The following is a 1,975-nucleotide window of genomic DNA, read 5'->3' as shown; positions in this document are numbered from 1 at the left end:
CGGTTCTCCCGGGAGCCGCCGTACGCGTCCGCCCGCTCGTTGGACAGGGGCGAGAGGAACTCGTGGAGGAGGTACCCGTGAGCGGCGTGGATCTCCACCACGTCGAACCCGGCCTCGTCGGCGCGGCGGGCGGCGTCGGCGAACGCGGCCACCACGCCGCCGATGCCCTCCGCGTCCAGCGCCTCGGGCGTGGCCATGTCCCCGAACGGGACGGCCGACGGCGCGACGGTGGCCCACCCACCCTCCTCCGGCGGCATCGACCCGACGGGGTGGCCCGGCCACGCCCGGTACGCCGACGCCTTGCGTCCGGCGTGGGCCAGCTGGATCCCGATGGCCGCACCCTGCGAGTGCGCGAAGTCCACGATCGGGGCCCACGCGTCGCGCTGGGCGTCGTTCCACAGGCCGGCGTCCTCGGGACTGATCCGCCCCTCCGGCACCACGGCCGACGCCTCGGCGAGGATGAGCCCGAACCCGCCCTGCGCCCGCGCGCCCAGGTGCACGAGGTGCCACGGCGTGGGGACCCCGTCGCGGGCCTCGCACGAGTACTGGCACATGGGCGAGAGCCAGGCCCGATTACGGATCTCGAGGTCGCGGATGCGGATCGGGTCGAAGAGGTGCGCCATACCCGCGATTAAACCCTGCACACCCCGGGGACCGCCCACGCGGCCGACTAGCGTGGACACCATGAACGACGCGCACCCGACCAGCGAGCCGCAGCTCACCCACCTCGACACCGAGGGCCGGGTCCGGATGGTCGACGTGGGCGACAAGGCCGTCACCACCCGGACCGCCACCGCCGAGGGGATCTTCCGCACCCGCCCGGACGTGGTCCGCAGGGTCGCGGGCGACGCGCTCGGCAAGGCGGACGTGCTGGCCACCGCCCGCCTCGCCGGGATCGGGGCAGCCAAGAAGACCTCCGAGCTCATCCCGCTCTGCCACCAGATCCCGCTGGACTCGGTCAAGGTGCGCTTCGACCCGGACGAACCGGCCGGCGAGATCCGGGTGTCGGCCACGGCGAGGACGACCGGCCGCACCGGGGTGGAGATGGAGGCGCTCACCGCGGTCTCGGTGGCGGGGTTGACCTTGCACGACATGGTCAAGGCGGTCGACCCCCTGGCCACCATGGACGGGGTCCGCCTGGCCGCCAAGACCGGGGGGAAGCGCGGCGACTGGACGCGCGGGTCGGACGACCCGGGCGCTCTCGCGCAGCCGGAGCCCGCGGTGCTCGATCCGGGCCGCAGCGCCGTCGTCGTCGTCTCCTCCACCGCCGCCGCCCACGGCCGCCGCGAGGACACCACCGGCCCCGCCCTCGAGGGCTGGCTCCTCGAGCGCGGCTTCTCCCCCGTCGAGGTCCACGTTGTGGCCGACGCCGGCATCGCCGCGGCCGTCACCGAGCATATCCGCCGCTCCCCGGCCGTCCTGCTCACCACCGGCGGGACGGGCGTCGCCCCGGACGACCGCACCCCCGAGGCCACCGCGCCGCACCTCGAGCTGGCGCTGCCCGGGGTGGCCGAGGCCATCCGCGCACGGGGGCTGACCGCGACCCCCACCGCCGCGATGAGCCGTGGCCTGGCGGGCTTCGCCGGACGTACCCTTGTGGTGAACCTCCCGGGTTCGGGGGGCGGGGTGCGCGACGGCCTGGCGGTCCTCGACGGGCTGCTGGACCACCTGCTCGACGTCCACGCCCACGGCGGTGGCCACTAGCGGCCCGCGCCTGCCGCCCGGGGCAGTCAGCGCGAGGAGGAACCGATCATGACAGTCCGCAGTCCGCTCGTGCAGATCACCGAGTCCGCGATCGACGCCCGAGACGTCGAGAGGGCCGTCTGGAGCGCCTCCGACGGGGCGATGGTCACGTTCAGCGGCGTGGTGCGCGACCACGACGGCGGCCGTGACGTCCTGGACATCGAGTACTCGGCCCACCCCACGGCCCGCGACGTGCTGGAACGCCTCGCCGGCGAGGTGGCCACCGAGCACA

2 protein-coding genes and 1 pseudogene are annotated in these 1,975 nt (G+C 74.8%); 2 read left to right on the top strand and 1 reads right to left on the bottom strand.

The window, feature by feature from the left end; translation table 11 throughout:
• A pseudogene (locus B4M60_RS05255) lies at positions 1–623 on the bottom strand (NADH:flavin oxidoreductase/NADH oxidase); the annotation flags it as partial.
• 61 nt (positions 624–684) lie between these two features.
• On the opposite strand from B4M60_RS05255, the gene moaCB reads away from it, so the two are divergent.
• Together moaCB and B4M60_RS05245 are read left to right on the top strand one after the other, a co-directional pair.
• Positions 685–1,704 carry a bifunctional molybdenum cofactor biosynthesis protein MoaC/MoaB gene (gene moaCB / locus B4M60_RS05250; RefSeq protein ID WP_291080967.1) on the top strand — a complete coding sequence of 340 codons (1,020 nt, stop codon included), beginning with the start codon at positions 685–687 and terminating at the stop codon, positions 1,702–1,704.
• 48 nt (positions 1,705–1,752) lie between these two features.
• Positions 1,753–1,975: molybdenum cofactor biosynthesis protein MoaE (locus B4M60_RS05245; protein ID WP_291080965.1), on the top strand; the 223-nt coding region annotated here is incomplete at its 3' end.

It is taken from the genome of Dietzia sp. UBA5065 (genome assembly GCA_002415925.1).
Lineage (GTDB): Bacteria > Actinomycetota > Actinomycetes > Mycobacteriales > Mycobacteriaceae > Dietzia.
This window is presented reverse-complemented; position numbering and strand designations above follow the sequence as displayed.

Excerpts from the sequence above, each read along its gene's own strand:
- moaCB (WP_291080967.1), top strand. The coding sequence starts at position 685 with ATGAACGACGCGCACCCGACCAGCGAGCCGCAGCTCACCCACCTCGAC.